This window comes from Cryobacterium sp. N19 (assembly GCF_002929595.1).
Taxonomy (GTDB): Bacteria; Actinomycetota; Actinomycetes; order Actinomycetales; family Microbacteriaceae; genus Cryobacterium; species Cryobacterium flavum.
This window is the reverse complement of sequence record NZ_PJJR01000048.1, coordinates 72,565-89,292: the sequence shown is the minus strand read 5'-3', so window position 1 is coordinate 89,292 and position 16,728 is coordinate 72,565. Positions and strand designations below refer to the sequence as shown.

The 16,728-nt window shown below is 60.6% G+C and carries 14 protein-coding genes; 10 read left to right on the top strand and 4 right to left on the bottom strand.

Translation table 11 applies throughout. From position 1 onward, the window contains the following. Window positions 1–11 precede the first annotated feature (11 nt). From CXY78_RS06685 to CXY78_RS06675, 3 genes are all read left to right on the top strand, one after another. Complete coding sequence (locus CXY78_RS06685; RefSeq protein WP_104088721.1) at window positions 12–356, top strand: hypothetical protein; 345 nt, start codon at window positions 12–14, stop codon at window positions 354–356. A gap of 140 nt (window positions 357–496) precedes the next feature. Continuing rightward, window positions 497–1,312, top strand: coding sequence for a metallophosphoesterase (locus tag CXY78_RS06680; RefSeq protein ID WP_158253285.1), 816 nt, complete (start codon window positions 497–499; stop codon window positions 1,310–1,312). Further along, a complete protein-coding gene (locus CXY78_RS06675) occupies window positions 1,293–2,003 on the top strand; it encodes a hypothetical protein (RefSeq protein ID WP_104088718.1) in 711 nt (236 codons plus the stop codon). Before CXY78_RS06680 ends, CXY78_RS06675 begins: the two co-directional genes overlap by 20 nt. 1,335 nt (window positions 2,004–3,338) lie before the next feature. Here CXY78_RS06675 and CXY78_RS06670 read toward each other — a convergent pair. Further along, window positions 3,339–3,824, bottom strand: a complete 486-nt coding sequence (locus CXY78_RS06670) for a hypothetical protein (RefSeq protein WP_140425504.1) — start codon at window positions 3,822–3,824, stop codon at window positions 3,339–3,341. 133 nt (window positions 3,825–3,957) lie between these two features. Between CXY78_RS06670 and CXY78_RS06665 the strand changes: the two genes are divergently transcribed. The 6 genes from CXY78_RS06665 (at window position 3,958) to CXY78_RS06640 (ending at window position 11,574) form a co-directional block, all read left to right on the top strand. Next, window positions 3,958–4,713 (top strand): TnsA-like heteromeric transposase endonuclease subunit, encoded by a 756-nt coding sequence (locus CXY78_RS06665; RefSeq protein ID WP_104088715.1) that lies wholly within the window; start codon window positions 3,958–3,960, stop codon window positions 4,711–4,713. Continuing rightward, window positions 4,700–6,628 carry a Mu transposase C-terminal domain-containing protein gene (locus CXY78_RS06660; RefSeq protein WP_104088713.1) on the top strand — a complete coding sequence of 643 codons (1,929 nt, stop codon included), beginning with the start codon at window positions 4,700–4,702 and terminating at the stop codon, window positions 6,626–6,628. The genes CXY78_RS06665 and CXY78_RS06660 overlap by 14 nt, the downstream gene beginning before the upstream one ends. Next, complete coding sequence (locus tag CXY78_RS06655) at window positions 6,628–7,719, top strand: TniB family NTP-binding protein (RefSeq protein WP_104088712.1); 1,092 nt, start codon at window positions 6,628–6,630, stop codon at window positions 7,717–7,719. The genes CXY78_RS06660 and CXY78_RS06655 overlap by 1 nt, the downstream gene beginning before the upstream one ends. Then, window positions 7,716–9,704, top strand: a complete 1,989-nt coding sequence (locus tag CXY78_RS06650) for a zinc-ribbon domain-containing protein (protein WP_104088710.1) — start codon at window positions 7,716–7,718, stop codon at window positions 9,702–9,704. Before CXY78_RS06655 ends, CXY78_RS06650 begins: the two co-directional genes overlap by 4 nt. Before the next feature lie 20 nt (window positions 9,705–9,724). Beyond that, complete coding sequence (locus CXY78_RS06645; RefSeq protein ID WP_104088709.1) at window positions 9,725–10,474, top strand: metallophosphoesterase; 750 nt, start codon at window positions 9,725–9,727, stop codon at window positions 10,472–10,474. 659 nt (window positions 10,475–11,133) lie between these two features. After that, window positions 11,134–11,574, top strand: coding sequence for a hypothetical protein (locus CXY78_RS06640; RefSeq protein WP_140425502.1), 441 nt, complete (start codon window positions 11,134–11,136; stop codon window positions 11,572–11,574). An 85-nt stretch (window positions 11,575–11,659) separates the two neighbouring features. Here the strand turns inward: CXY78_RS06640 and CXY78_RS06635 are convergent, their stop codons facing one another. The 3 genes from CXY78_RS06635 to CXY78_RS06620 all read right to left on the bottom strand — a co-directional run bounded on the left by CXY78_RS06635 (window position 11,660) and on the right by CXY78_RS06620 (window position 15,455). Further along, window positions 11,660–12,553, bottom strand: coding sequence for a GIY-YIG nuclease family protein (locus CXY78_RS06635; RefSeq protein ID WP_104088706.1), 894 nt, complete (start codon window positions 12,551–12,553; stop codon window positions 11,660–11,662). Between the two features lie 738 nt (window positions 12,554–13,291). Continuing rightward, window positions 13,292–15,010 carry a zinc-ribbon domain-containing protein gene (locus CXY78_RS06625; RefSeq protein WP_104088703.1) on the bottom strand — a complete coding sequence of 573 codons (1,719 nt, stop codon included), beginning with the start codon at window positions 15,008–15,010 and terminating at the stop codon, window positions 13,292–13,294. Window positions 15,011–15,122: 112 nt separating this feature from the next. Beyond that, on the bottom strand, window positions 15,123–15,455 hold the full coding sequence (locus CXY78_RS06620) for a hypothetical protein (protein ID WP_104088702.1): 333 nt from the start codon (window positions 15,453–15,455) through the stop codon (window positions 15,123–15,125). Between the two features lie 814 nt (window positions 15,456–16,269). Between CXY78_RS06620 and CXY78_RS06610 the strand changes: the two genes are divergently transcribed. Then, window positions 16,270–16,728 (top strand): DUF1643 domain-containing protein, encoded by a 459-nt coding sequence (locus CXY78_RS06610; RefSeq protein WP_158252809.1) that lies wholly within the window; start codon window positions 16,270–16,272, stop codon window positions 16,726–16,728.

The window sequence follows — 16,728 nt, the reverse complement described above, 5'->3', positions numbered from 1 at the left end:
AAAGAGAAATTATGATCCACGAAGAGAAACCATTCGTCGGTAAGGCTGGCGCGTCGGGAATCCCTCCGTTGGCTACCGCACACGGTTCCCAACTCGTGGTAGCCAAGAAGCTAATTGTGTACCCGAGACTTTTCGGCCCCGTGCCCCGGCGCCTTGACCGTGACGACGCCTACATGAGGTACACCGAGATTTGTTGTGCCGTGGAGATCGGCAAACGCGTGATCCTCCCGTCCGCTGGCCTTTGGGACGAGGGCTTCATCACCTCGCGTGTCGTGGCTTTTGCATCGGTGATGCCGCCGCGGGAGCTGAGCGCCGCAGATATCGAGATAATCCCGCGAGTCCGGCTTGATCTATGAATGCGAGCGAACCGGTTCCGCCGCCTGTGAACGCGCGCACAGATCTGGACCCACGCCGGCTTTCATACCGCCCCGTCCACGACTTCGCGCAGGCCTCATACGCGATACCAACACTGTCCACCGTCAAGTGCATTGGCGTGATGGGTGATCTGCATGGCGATCTGGAGCACGCACTGCAAGCGTTCTCGACTTTCGCTGCCCGCGGCGTTCGCTGCATCCTCCAGCTCGGCGACTGGGGCATTATCTGGCCGGGTGGAAATTGGCAGGCCGATTTGCGCAAGATTTCTCGGGCCCTAGCACGGCATCACATGGTGATGTTTTGGGTCGAGGGCAATCATGAGTATTACCCCAAGCTCCTGAACTATCCAGTGGACGCCGACGGCGTCCGGTGGATCACCTCCAATATCGGCCATCTCCCTCGCGGGTACCGAACCCAGATCGGCGGACAGTTCATCTTGGCCGCCCTTGGCGGCGCTAATTCCATCGACCGTCGATTGCGCGAAGAGGGCGTGAGTTGGTGGCCGGATGAACAAATTTCGGACGCAGATCTTCGCCGGCTTGGCTCCGAACGTGTCGACGTTCTCGTCGGCCACGAAGCGCCGCTCATGGACGAGTGCGCACTTGATAGGAGCGCTCAGGAGTCGGGATTCTCGCCAGTCGACGTCGCCTACGCGGCCGCAAGTCGGGTGATGTTTCGACGTGCCGTCCTGCAGACACGGCCACGACTGACCCTCGGCGGCCACTATCACCGCTTCTACGACCAGACGTTGACGGTACCCGGGGAGACTAGCTCAACCCGAGTGGTGGTACTCGATATGAACGGAAAATGCCGGGTCAACATGGCAATCCTGAACACCACCACCCTCGACCTTGAGTTTATGTACCGAAACGGCGCCTCCGTCCAGCCTGAAATCGACACCCCAGAAAGAAACGACAATGACCAACCCGAAAAATGACCCCGACCACGTGAACGAACTCACGGGAAAGGAGCGCGGAATATGGCGCATCTCGACCCTCGACAGTATTTATTACTTCGATCTGGATCTCGGCACCGTAACGCGCGTCCGCGGTGTCAATGCCCCACCCACAGTCAACGACCGAACCCGACCGTTGCGCGCAATCGAGACCCTCACGGTCGGACACCAGGGACGGTGGACGATGTTGCCCGATGAGGGGGACGACAACATGGACTTTTATTGGGCAAGCACTTCCCGGGTAGAACAAATCGACCGTATCACTCGGAATCAGCTTCCAGGAGCCAGCGGTGTGAACGAGAACGCCAAAGATCCTTCGGCGCCCGAACCAGATTTGTCCGCCCGCGAACGCACGTTCCTCACCACGCATTCTGGCCTGTCCGACCCCTTCGAGGCAACACTCGAAGACTACGAACGCCTGACCGAGGAAGAGCTTCAACGGACCGCCGCCACCCTGATGAGCGTTTCTGAAGTTGCCGCGTTGCTCAGCGTGGATGAGGACTTGCTCCGAGAGAAAATGGAAAATCCCGATCGCGTCGGCCTCATCATGCATACGGAGCAGTTCGATCTTCGACAGTCCGACGGGCCGCCACTGACGCCCTTGGAATGGCTCGCGGACGGCGGCGATCCCAAGGCCGTGTGGGACATTCTGACCGAGGAGATTCAGTGGTAATGCTAATCACTTGCGGAGTTGGGCCGGCCCAATACGACCGTAGGTGCGGGGGACGATGCGGCAAAGCTCAGCCGCAATTTTTAAAGAATTGCTTGGCCGTTCGGAGGTTGGTCAATTCACCGTGGAGGAACCGGTGACAATGTAACGAGGCCCCCTAATTTAGTGTGAGTCGTCGACAGCGGGACGCACTTAAGCTCGATCTGATACTCCGCACTCAGGGTGACTGGAGGGCCCCATGCCCAGCCCGGTAGGTGCTTGAGCATTGATACTTGGAGCGAGGTCAACCGCTCATTTCTGTATTTCAGCCGCTGTTTCGCTGCCCAGACGGCGAGGTGATGTTCGGACGGGCACGCGGTGCCAGCGGAGGGCGGATACCCGCTGATGACCATAAAGGCAAAGTACTCGTTCCAATGCATAATCCACCGCCGCGAGTGGGAATGCACTTTAGGGCTTGGTCGGCTGTCGAGCCACGCCACTTGAAGGGAACACCTGCGGCGTCTCGTGGCTAAAAGGCTCTCGTATCGAATCCACGCCGCCAAGGCATGTTCAGAGTCCCGCATCGGAGTGGAGGGTCGACGATTGTTTTCGACGGGTCGTCGTCCATGCTCGGCGTAGAATACTTCGACGGAATACGCGTTTCGGGCCTAGTCCATCACCCTCTGGGGTACCTGCACGCCTCGTGTAGACGAGTTCCGCAGCCCCTCAAGGGCCAAAAAGTGCAATACGGACCGTGTTTCATCTGGCGTGAGGGTAGAAGGATTTTGCGCAGCGAGGGACTCGTAGCGGGAGAAATCCATAGGCCAGGGCGTGCGTGGCATGACAATTTCCTTTCTCCCGAGCCAGCATCGCCCTGAAAGGCTTCGATGTCGATACCTCTACTGCGGTGAACCAGAGTGCATTCCTGCACGGACATTTGAGGATGGTGCCGGATCTACCGTGGGTGAGGGATCCCAAATGGGGGTCTTCGCCTTTGACCGGCTCTGGAGAGGACCGCAAATGCAACGGATCGATGGATGCTCGATCGTACTAACCGCATTCGGCACGACGTACCGTCACTTGAATTCCTGACCCGAACGCCAAGCCCAATGTGAACGATCAGACCCGTCCAGTGGGCCTGCAGGTCCACCCTGCGCAGGGGCAACTCGGGACCCGAATGGCCCCTCCGCGCTTACCCCGGAGGGATTTCATGAACTTTCGTCACTTTCAAACGTATCTCTCGCGGAATACTTAAGAAGGGAGCCCGCGGCAATGCGCACCATTGACCCGTCAATCGAGGTCGTCGAATTTGCGCGGTATAACTGCACCACGCCGAACCACCGCTGCCTTAATCCTTTGTCACGACGAGTAACTGCGAGTCGTAGGCGTGGGGCCGTTCACATTCTCCCGCTGCCACGTCCCGTGGGCGGCCTGGGCGGCAGCGGCCTGACGCGAAACTTCGCTGATCTGGCCGAGCACTATGTCGGCCCAAGCGATGTCGTCCAGCCGCATCACTATCTCACCACGCAAGCATCGCAACAATCGGGGGTAACTAGTTCCCAGATGCTGGGCCAAAAGCTCGAGCGGTCGACCCTTCGATTGCGCGCCCGGGTGCAACGCCCACGGCGTGCTGGCATCGGGTACAACCTCGACCGCCCGCGGGTTGCGGGCGATGGCCTTCGCCCGCGCCCTGATGCGAACCGCGTACAGGTGTTGCAATCGCGCGGCGCGGATCAGTCCCACAGGCCGCCGGTCGGTAACGGGCAGCCACTTTACGGTTTCGGCTTTCCCGAAGCTGTCGGGCTCCGCACAGTAATCGCGCGGCCTGTATCGAGGGTCAGTCACGCATCCCACGCTACCGTCCTGATCGGCGCTTTTTGCACTAAACCGTCTTTTTCTCGGCTGATTGTGCGCTATTTCGGCTTTAAATTAATGTGGCCAGCGGGATGCCGCGCACAGGACTCTTGTGAACGAACTAATGAAACTCATAACTGACGAATCCGTCCGATTCAGCGGCAATGCGCTGATCCGGTGGAAGCCGACCCCTGACACGACAGCGGAGGCACCCGCGGATCGTACGCTGCTTAGCCGGCATCTGTATCTCGCGGAAGCGTTCCGCAAGCCCACGTCCTATCCGCGCCAACGCAACTACTACGGCCTCTACTTTTTTTCTCAAACGAAGAAGCACGTGTGGCATGAATCGCTTCTGGAGGCGAACATGATGATGTTCTTGGACCACACGCAATCTATCTCCGCGATTGCGTCGCAGCCGTTGGAGATGGTCTACGCCGACGGCGGTCGGCATGTCCCTGACCTGATCGCGCTTCACAGCAACAACCGTCAGGTCGTCTATGATGTCAAACCCGCCGCGAGGATCTCCTCGAAGGTGTTGGAACAGTTCGCGAAGACGAAAGCAGTCTGCGACGCCGTCGGATGGGGCTACGAGGTCCTCCCTGGACTCACTGAGCAGGTCCAAGCCAACCTAACGTGGCTGAGCTACTTTCAGCACGATCTCTTCCAACCCGACGAGCAAGCAGTGGACACACTTATGTCTGCCCTGGATTCCCACACGCTTTCTTTCGACGACGCAGCCCAAATCCTTCGCCCGGGTTCCCTCGCATCCGGGCGCGCCGAACTCTTCCATCTCCTCTGGAAGCGCACGGTCACCACCGACATGCTCCACCACATCGACGAAACCACTCTGATCAAAAGGAACGACTATGCCCACGCTTGATATCAGCAAGCCCATCGAGCTTGACGACGGCGAATACATCGTCCTCGAGCAGCGAGCCTCGCTGATCAAAATGCGCTCCACCGCGACTGGCGAATACGTGACTATGCACTTGGCGGAGCTTGCCCAGCGTGTCGTCGGCCTCATGCCGATGTCCGTTCATGACGCCCGCGTGATCGAGTCCCTCTCCGACACACAACAACACAAGACTCTGACGCTTTCGGATCATCTTCGCGAGATCGTGACGGGTGAACATCCCAACGTGAAAACCCCGCGCCCTCAATACAACCCCGCAACAACCACGCAGGAACAGCGCGTTCAAGCGAAGCTCGTCGAGCTTGAGGCCGACGAGATGCTGCACATGTCCCGCTCCACATTGATGGCGAAGCTGTCTGCCTTCAAGAAAAGTGGCAATACCGGCATCGTCGACGGCAGATCCCTGACTGGCAAGTACCCGCACACGACCGATCGGACGAAGGTGATCGAGGCGCTGTGTGTCGTGATTGCCGGCCAGCGAGGAGCATCAACTGGCACTGCCCAGCGGCTGATCAAGCTCACCCGCGAGGAACTGATCATGCAGTACGCCTCTGATGCGCCTGAGCTGCCGTCTCAACGCACGATGTATCGGCTCATTGAGCTGTACACCTACAACAAGCACACCACCGGCAGTTCAAAAACCCGACGGTCTCTCGCCGACCGCCCTGATCGTCCATTCTCGAAGAACATCCAGCTCTTACCCGGCGCCGAAGTCCAACTAGATTCAACCCCGCTAGATCTCCTCGTCAAGGTCCCCGACGACAGGCCCCAACGCCCGACGTTGACGATCATGGTCGACGTGGCGACACGCAGCATCCTCGCGTATTCGTTTCGACTCGTCGCGACGAAGAGCGTTGACCATATCGGACTCATCGCCCAAGCGCTCACACCCCTCCAAAATCAGCCCGACCGGAGTCGATTCCGGGCGATGGTCGAGCAGCAAAACAAGAAATGCAAACTCCTCGAGAACGACGAACTCACCCGGTTGGCGAATCATCGTCCCTTCATCTACCCACGGACGCTGGTGATCGACAATGGCAAGGACTTCAAGGCCACGCCCACCATCCACACTGCGGAAAGCTTCGGCATGCGCGTCACTTTTTCCCCGCCACGAACCCCCACCACCAAATCCATCGTGGAACGCCAGTTCAAATCGATCCGGACAATGTTCACCCAGCACCTTCCCGGATACGTCGGTCAGTCGGTCGAATATCGAGGAGACGATATCGACAAAAGCACCGACCTCCTCGACATCTACGCCGTTCAGGAGCTGTTCCACGACTGGGTGCTAAACGTGTGGCAAAACAGGCCGCACTCCGGGCTGCGTGATCCCTTGCATCCCGCCACCTCCTTCTCGCCCAATCAGATGGCCGCCGCCGCGGCCGCCGCCATCGGATCGATCGATATCCCGCTCAACCGCGACAGCTACATGGCTCTCCTCCCCTTCAAACGCCGGGCGCTCACCTCCACGGGCTTCCGGCACGACAATCACTTCTACGACGCCCCCGAGCTTCACGCATTTCGTGGCCAAGAAAGATTTATGAACGTGCACTTCGACCCGTATAACCCGTCAGCAGTCTGGGCCCAAGCACCCGATGGAAGCTTCATCGAATGCGCGGTCAAAGACTGGAACGCCAGCAAAAGCCCCTTCTTTGCCAGCATCCAACCCGATATCGACCCAACAGAAGCAGACGCGCGACGAGCCCAAATCGACGCCCGTCTTGAGCGGCGAGCGGAAGTCGCCCTAGTCAGCGCGACGTTAGCTGGTACCCCTCTTCACCAGCTCCCCACCAGTCCACAACTTGACCTCACCCCTGTCGACTTTGATGCAGACGACGACACCGACGAACTTCTTGAACTCGACGCCGAAGGAAATTTCTAATGACCATCCTCTTCCACACCCACGACCGCCCCACCTCACTGCACAACGTGGAAGGCCTCTCAGCCTTCCTCAGCCGTAAGTTCACCCGACCCGACAAGCTCACAGACGCGCAGTACGCAGAGCTCACGGACTCCGCCCGCGCACAGTACGACCGTGAACGCATCATCTACGCGTCGGGCGGGATCGTCATCCCAACCCCGCACGTCCTCGAAGCATGGAAGCTCATGGAACAGGCCTTCGGCGTCAACCTTGCCAAAAACTCCGGCCACGCCGGACTTATGCTCAGCGGCGACTCCACCATTGGCAAGACCGAAACAACGAAAGCTCTCATGCGCAAGCTGTACTCCCAATACATAGCCATGTTCCCGGATTTCGCAGATTCTGATCGAATCCCCGTCGTCTACGTGTCTGTTCCCGCCTCATCAACCGGGAAACTTCTCATGAAAACTTTCGCCGATTTCCTCGGCCTGCCCGTTACCGGGCGCGAATCTATGGGAGAAATTCGCAGCCGCGTCGTGCAGGCATTGACCGCCGCAGGCACTCAACTCATCGTCGTCGACGAGCTGCACAACCTCGTCGGTCGCAGCGTCGGCCTCGGAGAATCCGTCGACGTACTCAAGGAGCTGCACAATGAGCTGCCGGCGACGTTCGTCTACGCAGGCATCGGACTCCCCACCAGCGCCCTCCTCTCCGGACCTAAGGGCCGCCAGCTGCGCGGACGCTTCACCATCCTCGACATGGACCGACTCAACCTCAGCGACCCCGCCGACGCCAAAACGTGGCGCCAAATTATCAACGCATTCGAGAAACAGCTCCCCCTACGCCACCAAAAGCTCGGCACCCTCAAGAGCCTCAGCAGCTACCTCTTCCTCCGAACCTCAGGATCCATTGGCAGCCTCGCGAAACTGCTCACAGGGAGCACCATCGAACTGATCACCAACTCTGATTACACGGTCGAGACCCTCACCGAAGAACTGATGGACACAATCAAACTCGACCAGTTCGCCGAAGAGAACTACAAGATCAAGAAAGCCAGCCTCAGCCCCCGCAAGACCACCCAATACCCCCTCGCCGGATTGGATGCAGCATGATCACCTCGGCACCGCGTCGCCTCCCGTTCGACGTGCGCCCCTTCCACCGCGAAACCGTTGACAGCTACAGCAGCCGGCTGCTGACCGCGAACTTTTGCACCGCCGCACACCGGGCTGACATGTCACGCCCCTTCGAAACCGGACGCAGCGTAGAAACCAAACAAGCCGCCTGGATGCGCGTCCTAACAACCCGCACCAAACGCAGCACCCTGCATCTGGAAGCCGACGCCCACGGTTGGCTCACACACGCCAATGGGACACCGTGCAACCATTTCCTGAACACATTGCCCGTCCGACAGGCCTGCACCCTGTGCCTTCACGGAGACCGCGCCGAGCAGAACCCCCATTTCGACAACATCGTCTGCACCATCCACCATCGCTGGCTAGGACTATGGGGCACCTCGGACACGCAACACCAAGTCGACGACGACGCTCTTGCCGCCCAAAAAACGTTCGCAGCTCTTCGCCGCAAGCACCTCCTCGACCCCCGCCTCTACGTACTTCTCACCCACGCCCTCACCAACGACTTTGCCCCGGGTAGCAGTGCAGCGGCAGCGGAGCCCGTAGTGTTCCCCGCTCTCGTGCGCACAGCACGAGTCATCACCGCCGATGCGTTCGCCCAACGCTTCTTCAACCCCACCACTGGCTTCACCAGCGCCCACTCCCTGCTTGAGAGCACCGTGCGAGACGCTGCCGGCCGGGACTGCCCCGAGACCACCCGGGCGCTGTGGGCGTACCTCTACGCGACTCTTCTCGCACTTCGAGAGAGCGTCACCACCGACGACGATTTCACCAAATTGAGCGTAACTCGGACACACGAATACCCCATTCGCGTCCACGTCGCAAACGTCGTGGTAGCCCATCGGGACGGACTTGAACCGGTTGAAAACTACCTCGCCGTCACCAGAGACACCGCCGTCACCGTCGCCCAGTTACTCGCCAAGCTCGCCCGCCCACCGAGAGGTCACACTTCTGCCCAAGCGCGGTCATTCACATGCGAGGCCGGCCATACCTTCGACTACCTCCCGACAGCAGCCACCACCACCGGCACCATCGAGCCTTCGACGCCCACCTGTGGGTTGTGTTCACCGCGCCGAGTCCGTCCCGGAGTCAATGACCTGCAAACGATGCGACCAACAATTGCATCGCAGTTCGACGTGCACCGAAATGGTGGCCTGACAGCTGCGGACGTCGCCATCAGCTCCAGCACCAACTACTGGTGGCTCTGCGAACAAGGCCACAGCCATAGCGTCAGCCCCTCCAAGAAGACACTCACCAGTTACAAATGCCCCGTCTGCTCGAACCGGATCGTCCAACCCGGCATCAACTGCCTCCTCACCACCCACCCCGAGGTCGCCGCGATGTGGGCCGAAGAATGGGCCGAACGCCGCTCCCCGTCCGTGCTCGCGTCAGGTTCAAACGTGCTCGCTACGTGGCGTTGCACCAACGGCCACAGATTCCACGCCCGCATCTGGGAACTCACCTCGAAAAAGCTCGGATGCAACATTTGCGCCCGCGAGCTCACCGTCAACACAGAGGATCGCCTCGCGAGCACTCACCCCATAATCGCCGCCCGTCTGCACCTCACAATGAACGGCGCCCTCACCGCCGCCCACGTCAGCCACGGCGAACGACGCGAAATGTGGTGGCAGTGTGAACGCATCGCCGAACACGCTTACAAGGCTCGACTCGACAAAATCAGCCGAGGACAAGGCTGCAGTATCTGCTGCAGCCGCAAACTCATCGCCGGCGAAAACGACCTCGGCACCGTGGAACCCCTGCTCACCATCGAACTCCACCCCTACCTCAACCGCAAAGAAGCCCACGAGATATTTCCCAGCGACCACAAGCTCTGGTGGAGATGCCTCGTCGGCAAGCACGACCACGCCCAGACCACCCAAAATCGCCGGCAATCCAACGGCTGCCCGAAATGCGAAAAAACTAACCGCATCCTGAACTACAGCGCCACCAAATCACAATCATGAACGGGCGCAAGCGATTCCCTATGGGCGCAGACCCGCGCAATGACCTTTACTCGGTGACCACCGACACCAACCAGCTCGCACCGCCATACCCCGCACAACCGCTGTCGGAGGCCAAATTGATCGGCGTCATGGGCGACTTGCTCGGCGACCTCGACCATGCTCGCATCGCCCTGACCACGCTCGCAGACCGCGACATCACGGCGATCATCCAACTCGGCGACTGGGGCATCATCTGGCCCGGTCAGAACTGGCAAATCGACCTAAACAAGCTTTCCCGCTTCCTGGCTCGGAACAAGCAGGTGATGTATTTCCTCGACGGTAATCACGACTGGCACCCGCGGCTCCAAGAGTTTTCCATCGGCCAAGACGGGGTTCGCTGGCTCACCCACAACGTAGGCCACCTCCCCCGCGGTTACCGCACCACCATTGGCACGCGCTTCGTTCTCGCAGCGCTTGGCGGAGCCAACAGCTCCGACCGCGCCCTCCGGACGGCAGGGAAGGACTGGTGGCCCGAGGAGCAAGTCACGGATGCAGATATCAGAGCCCTCGGCACCGAGCGCGTCGATGTCCTCGTCGCCCACGAATCCCCCCTGATGGCCGTCGACAACGACTTGATCCGCGAGAAAGACGGGGATCTCGCCCGCAGCGACGCCCTCTACGCCGATGCGTGCAGGGTCATGATCCGCCGAGCCGTCCTGCGTACCCGGCCCAGCTCAGCCTCGGTGGTCACTACCACCGGTACCTCACCCGCAACCTCACCGAGCCACTGACCGGACTCAACACCCGCATCGTCGTCCTCGACATGAACGGAAAGAACCGAATCAACCTTGCGATCCTCGACACGGACACGCTCGATCTGACTGTCTTCAACCGCGCCGGCGAGTCGCCACCACCGCTGTAAAGCGCACATGCACCCGACAGCCCACGCGCAACAAAAAGTCCTGAGCGACATCAGCTGCGATGCCGCGCGCTGGCGCGTGAGCCTGCCGTATCGTTGCGACCGCGCTGGCGTTCCGATACGCCGATAAGCAAGTAATACGTCAGGTCGTGCCTCGCGGTCGTCGTTCACCCGTCACCGCGACCGGCTGCCGGGTCGCGCGGCGAGCGCCGTTGATCCCGACTAGCGGTCGTTGTCCGTCGTCCGAGCGACATCGAGTCCGGGCCGTAACCAGAATCGTCATCGACCGTTCGTGGCATGACTGGACCGTATTCAAAGGTGTCGCCATCCCGGTCACGGATCGGGTCCGCTGCTGTCGTGAGTGCGGAGGCACGGCCGTCCCGGACTCGTTTCTTGCGAGCGGACTTGAGGGACTGCCCCGCTGACTGCCACCTGACTTCATCGTCAGCCAAGAGCGTCGGTTCATCCGGCACGACTCGGGTCTGGAATAGGGCCGTCAGCAGGCTCCGTTCGCTCGGCGTGGTGGGAACCATGTTTTCCGCCGTCTTGGCTCGGGCAGTCCGCGCAGAGTCGTTGCAGGTTCTCGAGCTCTCCCGAACTCCCGTCGATGTGATCAATCTCAGTTCCCGGCCGGCCGCACTGCCGGCATCGGCCGCCGTCTCTGACTTTGACCTCAGTTCGGACCACAGGTCGAAGGGTGCGGTCCAAGGCGCCGTATCCACCGACGAGCAGAAATGCGTTTTGGATTTGGATCGCCTCTCGTACGTCGGGATCGTTGACCCGGCCGTCCCGGTACACGCTGCGCATGTAGCGGACATGGCTGGCGATCTCCGAACACCACGACGAGCAGACGAGGGCTTCAACGTCATCTGGCATTGGTTGCAGACAATTGGCGCAGTGATCATCGAGGAAGTACCGGTTGCGCGGGAAGGGGACGGCGAAGGGCGGCTCGCGCGTGCAGCCATACTATGACGCGCGCCCGGCCCGGTCGCCGACGTGGAGGTCGCATCTGGCCACCGGTGCGAAATCGCTGCCGTCATCCTCTCCTTGATGAGGCTCAGCCGAGGGCGAACTCGGAGCCGCCGATGTACTCCGTCTTCAAACCGCACGCCTCTGCGCAGGCATCGAGGAAGGCTTCGTTGGTGAGGAACCATTCCTTGCCCGCTTCGCTGCTGCGGCCGACCAGAACGCGGCGCGGGTTGTCATGCCCGGCGGTACTCAGGAGCCGATGGAACAACTGCTCAACCTCCGTGAGGTTCCGCCCGTGCGCCGAATACACCCGAAGCAAAGCGAGAGGTTCCGGCATGTGCGTGCGGACAGCGGCGCCGCGATGGTCGGCGATGCGCCGGCCAACATCCTCGGCCTTCCCGACCTTGATCAAGGTGTTACCTCGGACCGGGTCCAGCGGGCTTTCGAGGTACCAGCCGTAGGAGAACGCGTAGATTCCCGGCACGTTCATAACGCGATCGGTCACGGACAACGTCTCGTTCTCGCTCTCCTCCTCAGCTGCAACGTTCTCCGGAGCCGTGACCTCATCGACGGCCTGCTCAACTTGAGTGAGCCGGCCTTGCAGGAGTGAAAAGGCATCGACCGAGATCGTGCCACGCGCCCGCCGGACCAGCGTTCGTAGCGACGAGGCGGTCTGTTTCAACATTGACGCGGACGACGAAAAGCGCCCCTCGACGGCGGCTTGGATATACGCGGAATAGGAGTACACAAACCCGAGCGTGGCAACGTTATGCCGCTCCGCGATCCCCTGAGCCGTCAACCCCTCCTCCAGGCCTCGGAACACATCCCCCAGTCGGGTCTGATCCTGCCGCAACAGTTCACGGATTTCGTCTGTCGGCGATACCGGCACCGGCCGGGGGGCGGCGTCTTCCGTGTTCACCCCATTCTGCATGATCAGATCCACATCAAATTCGGTTCGAGATGGTTCGTTGTCGCCCAACATCACACTCCTGTTCAATCCCTATGCTGGCAGAGCCAAGCCCGTCTCTGTGCACGGCGCGTCTCACCCGTCGTCGAAAGCCTTCGTTCCGGACCAGCCTCTTTGGGCCTCTATACCTTTAGGCTCCCTTTACGCTGCCACGGATTATTGTGATGCGGCCTGCGTGCGGCACCGCAATGTGAGTCCATTTTTTCGGCATGAAATCGACGGAGTCGGCGAGTCCGAACAAGAAGCAATCAGCGGTTGCGGGTCTTTCTCCCTACCCCAGCACCCCAGCATGCTCGTCGGTGGTTCGCCTTGAGAGCGAGTCCCTCCTATCGGCAAGCGGCCGCGGCATCCTCTGCTGCCCACTCATGAACCGTATGCACGTCTCGATGGAGGACCTCCCAACGCGTCAGAGCGCCGGACTCATACGCTGGCTCTGAGAGCCAGGCAACCTGTCTTTCGCTGGACGAGAAGCCCGAGCTGAGGGCAGTTAGAACGAGTTTCAGGCTAGCGACGATCGAACCATCCTTGAACTGACTTACTGGGTAGTAAAACTCTCCCCCAAAGTCGACTCCGAGGAGATCTCGGCTCGCCCGCATCGAAGCAAGCTCGGCGTCGGAAGCGTGCAGCGTGTCTCGGACGGCGCGCTGGGCAGCCCAAGGTCCCAAGCGATCGTAATAAGCCAAATCATCGTCCATGGCGGCAATATACCCGGCCGGGGGAATACGACCACAGACGCGGCTTGAGAGCGAACGGTCAAAGGGACCGAACGATCGACCCCTCCAGCTTGATTCGGGCGATGCACTCGCTGGCCGTCACCTCTGCGGAGTGGACTGTTTCGGTCCAGCCACTTGTTCGGGGCATCTCCTGTGGCCCGAGCCACATCGGCAGACCGAGACCATCTCGCCACCAGCGTTTGATGATGCCCTCAACCATGAGGGCGTGAGCGCCGTCCTCGAACAGTTCAAGGTTCAGGATCTCCCACCCGACCGATTGAAACTGGGCGAGGCGTTTCGTCCCGACGTTTGTGATGCCGACTTTGAACGCATTGAAGCCGGGGTGTTCGAGGAAGTAGACGTATCCGGGGAGAGCGCGTTTGAACCCTCCGCCCTCGGAGCATGACGGGCAGTTCTGCCCGTGTGTCCTGTTGCTGACGGTCGATTCCCATTCGTGACCGAGCTCACATTGCCACCAGCAGATGCTGTTCGAATACTGGGATACGTGGGACGCATGCACGGCGCCGTTCTTGCTCGGGTGCCAAGACGCTGCCACATCGGGCCGCTGCGTAACGAGGTCGTTAAAACCGGCCAAGACCCTGTGACCCGAGCAGATAGAACACCCCACGCCCTGACCGGTCCGGCTGGCGATGACTGCTTCCCACTCGTGACCACAGGTCCCGAGCCACCACGCCTTCGTACCGTTACTCACGGTGATGGTTTTGGGCGTGCGGCCAGCATTTTTGGTCGGGTGCCACTCAGAGGCGATGTCTGGACGTGTAGTGGCGAGGTCGTTGAAACCCGCCAGTGTGCGCTGCCCTGCACACGTCGGACAGCCCGTGTTCATCGAAGCGCGAGAGTTCCCCGTCGTCTCCCACTCGTGGCCGAGGCTGCATATCCACCAGAATTTCCGTGCCGCGCCGGCGACCACTGTCTCCGGGGTCATTGGGAAGTTACGCGTCGGGTGAAACTCGGCCGCAAGCTCCGGGTTCGTCGTGAGCATGTCGTTATGGCCGGGGACCAACCCTTGTGACACCCTCGTCGGGTCGAACGCCCGGTGTTTCACGGGGCGCCCTTCGGCCCGCCGGCGCCGCTTAGCTGCCGCGAATTCCTCACCCCGCGGGATCTTGCAAACCGGGCAACCATTACCGCTAGAGCGGTTGTTGATTTGAGCCAGCCACTCGTGGCCTTCCGAACAGATCCACCACGCCTTTGTATTGGACTTGGGAGCGACAGTGGACGGCAGGTGCGCGTTCCGCGTCGGGTGCCATTGAGCGGCGAGGTCGGGGTTCCTCGTGGCGAGGTCGTTGAAGCCCGCGAGCAGCAACTTGCCCGAACAGAACGGACACCCCGACCCGTTGGTACGTCCACTGATAGCCGTCAGCCACTCGTGCCCGTGGGAATCGAGCCACCAGACCTTCTTGCCTGACCTCCGCGCAACCATGGCGGGCCGGAGGTCGCCGTTCTTGGTCGGGTGCCATTCCGCAGCGACCAATGGTTCGAGAGTGGCCAGGTCGTTGAAACCAACGATGATCACGTGACCGGCACACACCGGGCAACCGCTGCCAATGTTGCGGCTACTCGGCGCCGCATCCCATTCGTGCCCGCACGTCCCGAGCCACCAGACCTTCTTATTCGACCCACGGGTCAGCTTTTGCAGTGAGACAGCACCGTTCAGAGTCGGGTGAAACTGCTCTGCAAGATCAGGGCGGGAGTCTACGAGGAGAATTCCACGCTGACCTGCACTATTGTCCGTCATGGCTTCAGCCTAGAGTCAGAACCAGCCCTCCTCGTTCGCCGGGGGTGCATGACGGAAGCCTGCGCCAGCCCTCGGCCGAGGTTTACTTCGACGTCAACCGATCCCGTTCGACTTAGTCGAATTTGTCCTCATATTGACTCACGTAGCCGATCCGCTCGCGCGCGAGAAGGCTGTGAACAGAAGGAAAGTGGGCACCCCAGTGGAAGAAGTCCGCCAGCATCATGGTGCTGTGGCCACTTTGGATCTTGCGTAGGCGTTCGTAACTGAGCGCGTCGGAGTCGGTGAGGCTGTCTGTGTACTCCCGCAGCGATTGTCCCTTCGCGAGGAGAGCCTCCCGAACCGCATTCGAAACGTAGTGCTGAATCAGCGCCGCCCTGAATCGTGGATCGGACAGCAGCACCCCCTCGGCCGGCTCAAGGCGCTCAGCCGTCTCGTTCAGGACCAAGCTCGCAACTATTGAAGGTCACCCGGGGAAGCCGGTTGAGGCGTCGGCAATAGCCGCTCCCCCAGAGTTATCCGGCTGCCCCGACTTCGTCACTGCACCAGCGTCACCCGGTCGTTGCCCCAGTGAGCGATGGCGGCCAGCGCCTCCGCAAGGCTTGCGCGGTCCGCGAACGGGCCGGGACCGAGGCCGCGCCCTTTGAGGACTTGAGTGGCCCACGTCCCGGGAGGTGTCCGGCGGACTACCGCTCGTGCCGGCTCATAGAGGACGCGTACGACGCACTCGTCCTCGTCGGTCATACGCGCTTCCATCGGGATAGCCATGATTGGCCTCTTTTCTGTGTACTGTGGCGCACGGTGCGAAACACCGCGTCACTAATACCATCGGTATTTATCGCACGGCCGCTTCCGCGCGTTCTGGAGCTGCCGTGGCCCTCCTTCACTATCGGCCGTCGGTCGTAGGGCTAGAGGGGTGTGGACCTCCATGATCGATTCTTGGAGGATCCAGACTTTCTCGAGGGGGTGCTAGCCGAGCATGGGCCCCTATTTGTTCAGCGCTGCCAAGCGAATCCACAACTCCTCTCCATCAGGTTGCCTGTTTCGCTGCAGGTTAGTGAACTGATTCACTTGCTGGCCATCACGAGGTTGGCGGCTAGAGCGAATATGGCTCGGAATTGGCCCGCCGGTCGACCGGCTGGCGGATATGTCCTCGGTCCGTCAGCCCGGTCGATAGGGTGAACTCGAAGTGATTGCGCAAAGGGGGCTGGTGGCGAGTGCAGTGGGTTTACCAGCGGACTGTAGATAACTCGGCAAGGTTCGTGCTCGGCACCGTCGGTGACAACCCGCTGGTGTGTTTCGGCGTCAACCCGAGTACTGCGGAGCCGAACAAGCTTGATCGCACAATGCAGAGCGTGAGCAAAGTGGCGGTCCGCAACGGGCACGACAGCTTCATTATGTTGAACGTCTATCCGCAGCGGGCAACGGATCCGAACGGCCTCCATTCGGCCTTCGACCCGGCACTCAAGTCCGAAAACGAGCGACAGATCTCGGCTTTCGTTCGCGGGAGAAAATTGACACTTTGGGCGGCGTGGGGCGCACTTATAAACAAGAGACGGTTCTTGCCACTCTTACTTAAAAGCATCCTCGAACTACCCGAGCTCGCCGCGAGCGGGTGGGTCTCGCGTGGTGCCGTCAGCCGGGACGGCCACCCGCATCACCCACTGTATGTGAAGGACGCCGAGAAGCTCGAGCCGTTTTCTGTCGCACACTATCGATAG

Excerpts from the sequence above, each read along its gene's own strand:
- CXY78_RS06685 (WP_104088721.1), top strand. The coding sequence starts at position 12 with ATGATCCACGAAGAGAAACCATTCGTCGGTAAGGCTGGCGCGTCGGGA.
- CXY78_RS06635 (WP_104088706.1), bottom strand. The coding sequence starts at position 12,553 with ATGTTGGGCGACAACGAACCATCTCGAACCGAATTTGATGTGGATCTG.
- CXY78_RS06665 (WP_104088715.1), top strand. The coding sequence starts at position 3,958 with ATGAAACTCATAACTGACGAATCCGTCCGATTCAGCGGCAATGCGCTG.
- CXY78_RS06625 (WP_104088703.1), bottom strand. The coding sequence starts at position 15,010 with ATGACGGACAATAGTGCAGGTCAGCGTGGAATTCTCCTCGTAGACTCC.
- CXY78_RS06660 (WP_104088713.1), top strand. The coding sequence starts at position 4,700 with ATGCCCACGCTTGATATCAGCAAGCCCATCGAGCTTGACGACGGCGAA.
- CXY78_RS06655 (WP_104088712.1), top strand. The coding sequence starts at position 6,628 with ATGACCATCCTCTTCCACACCCACGACCGCCCCACCTCACTGCACAAC.
- CXY78_RS06640 (WP_140425502.1), top strand. The coding sequence starts at position 11,134 with ATGTTTTCCGCCGTCTTGGCTCGGGCAGTCCGCGCAGAGTCGTTGCAG.
- CXY78_RS06675 (WP_104088718.1), top strand. The coding sequence starts at position 1,293 with ATGACCAACCCGAAAAATGACCCCGACCACGTGAACGAACTCACGGGA.
- CXY78_RS06645 (WP_104088709.1), top strand. The coding sequence starts at position 9,725 with ATGGGCGCAGACCCGCGCAATGACCTTTACTCGGTGACCACCGACACC.
- CXY78_RS06680 (WP_158253285.1), top strand. The coding sequence starts at position 497 with ATGGGTGATCTGCATGGCGATCTGGAGCACGCACTGCAAGCGTTCTCG.
- CXY78_RS06650 (WP_104088710.1), top strand. The coding sequence starts at position 7,716 with ATGATCACCTCGGCACCGCGTCGCCTCCCGTTCGACGTGCGCCCCTTC.